A 4,347-nucleotide genomic window follows, 5' to 3' on the forward strand; every position below is an offset into this window, starting at 1 on the left:
CCCACTTCGTTGACAAACGTACCGCGGACCGAACTCATAAAAATACCAGACCCAATCTCGAATCCGCTGTATTATATGCAATTAATTAGGTAATTCTTACTAACCATGCACCAACCAGTATCACAAAGGGCCAAAGTCCAGCGTCACGCCGTTGGCGTGACCGCAGATCGCGTTTTTTGAACAGCCTGTTAAGCTTTTGGGCCGTCATGCCGATACATGGGTGTGGCATGTGGCGGCAGGTGACCAGCGCCGTACCGGAGAGCCGGTGCGGTGGCGCCGGAGGAGCGCAAATCGCTGCGTATAAGGGAGGACGGGTAGTAGCTGCCCAAAGCGAAATGCCCATAAAGGCCGAGGTGATTTTCTGAACCATGAATAACCTATCATACACCAAACCAATGTCTTATCAAAAGGAGAGAGTGACCTTCATGAAACGATCTTATGAAAACAACAAGTTCGCTTCATTTTTACTCATGGGCATGCTGATTTTCTCTTTGTCCGGATGTGGAGACGGCGACAACGGTTCGATCCAAGGATACTCGATTGATTCCACTGTGGCTACGACGACCGAGAGGATGCTGTCGTTTCCATGGCCCACGTCTACCGAGGCTACTGGTTTGGCGCCGGCTACCCCAAATAGCCCTAATGGCGGGCCTGGCCTTGCTGCGACTGAACTTTGCCGGGTTTCGGAATACGACGCACTGGGCTATGGCGCCTGGACCTTTGGCGCGCCTCTTCCCTCCATACAACGGATGGACATTATGCCTGCAGGTTATAATAGCCCAACGCCCACCAGAACCAAACAACTTACGAATTTTTTCGCTATCACCGACATCCATATTACGGACGAGGAAGCGCCGAACCAGATTATATATCTTCAGCAATTTGATGGGCCTAACTCCGGCGGAAACAGTTCAATATACTCCCCGGTCATGATGTACACAGCCCAAGTCCTCGATGCCGCGATGCAGACGGTAAATGCTCTGCACAAACAAAATCCATTTGATTTCGGCATCTCTCTAGGAGACACCTGCAACAGCACTTCGTACAATGAACTGAGATGGTATATCGACGTTGTTGACGGCGGGTTGATTACTCCAAGTTCCGGTGATCATGCTGGAGCCAACGATATCGACTATCAAAAACCCTTCCTGGCCGCCGGACTCGATAAATCGATCCCATGGTATCAAACTCTAGGCAACCACGATCACTTTTATCTAGGTTCATTCCCTGTGGACGCCGACCCTGCTCTCGGTATTCGACAGTCCTACATCAGTGACACCTTCTGGGCCGTATCGGACTTCCTCGTCCCCAACTTTGACACATTTCCAGCCTTGTTCGACATGCAAGACCTTCTAAGCACACCGACGTACTACATGGGTCTCATTGACGGATCAACTCGTTACGGAAATATTATCAATGCCGGCGCGGTCACGAACGAGGAATTCAGCGACGGCGCCCCATCCGTTGTAGCGGATCCGGATCGTCGCTCCCTCGTGAGGACGGAATGGATACAGGAGTTTTTTGACACGTCATCGTATCCCGTTGGTCACGGTTTCAATTTAGTTGACTCAACTCAACCAAGCGGCTTTGCCTGCTACAGCTTCCTGCCCAAATCAGACATACCTCTCAAGGTTATCGTGCTTGACGATACTCAGTCCGAAACCGACGGCTCCAACGATATACATGGGCACGGTTATCTTGACGCCAAACGATGGGAATGGCTTCAAGCCGAACTCGCGGCCGGTCAGGCGGCCAATCAGCTCATGATAATTGCCGCCCATGTCCCAATCGCGGTTGCGGCTATCGGCGCTGAAACGGAATGGTGGCTGGGCGAGCCGACGACCGTGCAAGAGAACCGGAACGCGGTGACCCTGGCCGAATTGGTTCAGACGCTTCAAAGCACTCCCAATTTCCTTATGTGGATAGCCGGGCATCGTCATTTGAATACTGTTAAGGCGTTCATCTCATCCGATCCAAGTAAACCCGAACAAGGGTTCTGGCAGGTTGAAACTTCGTCGTTAAGGGATTTCCCTCAGCAGTTTCGTACTTTTGAAATAGTCCTCAACAGCGACTATACCATTTCAATCGTTACAACCAACGTTGATCCTGCTGTTGCAGAAGGTACGCCCGCAGCTACATCGCGTAAGTACGCGATTGCTACTCAACAAATAGTCCAAACTAACTTAACCCTGAATAACGCCAATGTTTCCATGGCGGCCGGCGTCATTCCCGTTCCAAGCATGGACCCGACCCGACCACAAGGTACTCCAACCACCGACAACCCATTTACGGACCCAAGTATCCAGTTTGTGAATCTATCTGAAAACGGCGTGCCGTACAATGCGTCGTACAATGCCGAACTGTTCAAGCAGTTGAGCCCGGAGACGATAAGCGTGTTACAGACGCAGTTTCAGGATCTCTAATGAATGTCATAACGATACTCCAAAACAGGTTCACAATAAGCGAGACGCCTGGGGAACCGGGGGTCAGGAATTGCCATTTGAATGTTCTTCTCGTTGCTGAACAATCCTGCTCACGGTTGAGCAATAAAGCCCGGGATGGTCGAGTTCCCCGTTGGGGATACTCGGGCTGCCACTGGGCCCGTCACGAAGGCGCGTCAGGGACATATCGACAATTCTTGAAAACCCGGGCCTTCGCGATTACCGGAACCGGCCCGTGAATACGAAAACCGGAGGGGCCTGTGGCCCCTCCTTTTTTCGCAAAGGACAAACCTATCCCCTGAGCGGCTGTTGTGCCTTCTTGCCGCCTTTTTCAGCGCCCTCCCCCTCTATCCCCCTTCAGCCCGCCCATCACCGCCGGAATGGCCCACACGGATTCCCACAATGCCGGGACATCATGCTTGTTTCTCAGCTTTGGCCGGTTTCTTTGATAGAAACAATCTATAGGTAAGGGGTCAACTCCCTTTGACTTTTCTTGCGAAAAGCAATAGCAAATAGCCGTGCCATGTCATTGCGCATCCAGGCTGCATCCGGACGGAAAGACCCGTGAAATGACGACTTGAGAAAGCTCGCCCTGTTGGAAAAAGATCCTGCCTTTTTCGAGCCGCGGATAATACCGGACGCCGCTTCTTGGATGGAGACCACACTTGCCATGACGGAAAAGATACGATCTAGAAGGATCCAAAAGCCGCTTCACCTGGTCGAAACCTTCACTCGGCGGCTCCATCGGCCAAAAGCCCCAGCCGCTTCTTCCTATTTATAGCATTTGTCAGAAATATGTTCCGCTTGGTGCGATATTGTGAACAAGTGAAACTAGACATTTGTGATCTTGTGTGTCACAACGTTGTGCATGGCGCAACGATTGCTAGAGCCCAATCCGGAGAACGGGACCCTTCTTGAACTTAAGGAGCTGGGTCGTATTGGCTCTAGCGAGACCGCCTTGAGGTGTACGGCTATTCAAATGCTCCTGACGGGCATATCTCGGGCTCAAGTAGCGCAAGCCCTCCTGGTAACTGAGCGAGCCCTGCGAAAATGGGTGAAGCTGTTCAACGAAAAAGGCCTGGATGGCTTGATTGCTAAAAAGCGACCCGGCCGCACCGCCATCATTGGAGATCAACAGGCCAAGGAGTTGGTTGAACTGCTCGAACAACCGGAAAAGGCCGCTCGTACGTTTTGGACCGCCAAAGCGTTTCATGGGCATATCAGCGATAAGTACCAGATCGAGTGCAGTTATGAGACGGTCGTTCGATTTTTCCATAAGAGCGGGTTTGCCCTCAAAACGCCTCAGCCTTGGCCGGATCGCCAGGATGAAGCTCAACGGGAAGCCTTCCGAAAACAATTGTCAGAACTCCTTCAGGATCCGGACATCGATGTCTGGTTTGCCGATGAATCCGGATTTGAAGGCGATCCCAGACCTCGACGTCGATGGGATCGAAAAGGGAACAAAACCAGAATCACCAAGAACGGAGACCACATACGTATGAACGTAATGGGCATGGTCTGCCCTCGATCCGGCGATTTTTTCGCCATTGAGACCTCTCATTCCGATTCGGAGATGTTCCAGGTTTTCCTGGATCAGGCCAAACAGTTTGTGCCCCTTCAGCGGAGCCGAAACCTTCTGGTTATCGATAATGCCTCCTGGCATCGAAAACAGTCAATAAAATGGCATGGATGGGAGCCCCTCTTCTTGCCGCCCTACTCACCGGACCTGAATCCGATCGAAAGAATATGGCTCACCATGAAAGCCAAGTGGTTTAACAACTATGTCTCAAAAACCGTAGACCAGCTCCTCCAAAGACTGGACCAGGCTATTCTCGACGTCATAAATCATCCCGATCAGGCCAAACAAACCGCCGCAATCGGAACGTTATTTTGAAAAACACTCTAG

2 protein-coding genes are annotated in these 4,347 nt (G+C 51.6%); both read left to right on the top strand.

Annotated elements, in window-relative coordinates:
• Window positions 1–425 precede the first annotated feature (425 nt).
• Window positions 426–2,423, top strand: a complete 1,998-nt coding sequence (locus tag HY788_14725; protein ID MBI4775400.1) for a TIGR03768 family metallophosphoesterase — start codon at window positions 426–428, stop codon at window positions 2,421–2,423.
• Window positions 2,424–3,399: 976 nt separating this feature from the next.
• Window positions 3,400–4,335, top strand: coding sequence for an IS630 family transposase (locus HY788_14730; GenBank protein MBI4775401.1), 936 nt, complete (start codon window positions 3,400–3,402; stop codon window positions 4,333–4,335).
• Window positions 4,336–4,347: the final 12 nt, after the last annotated feature.

Source organism: Deltaproteobacteria bacterium, from assembly GCA_016208165.1.
Taxonomy (GTDB): Bacteria; Desulfobacterota; Desulfarculia; order JACQYL01; family JACQYL01; genus JACQYL01.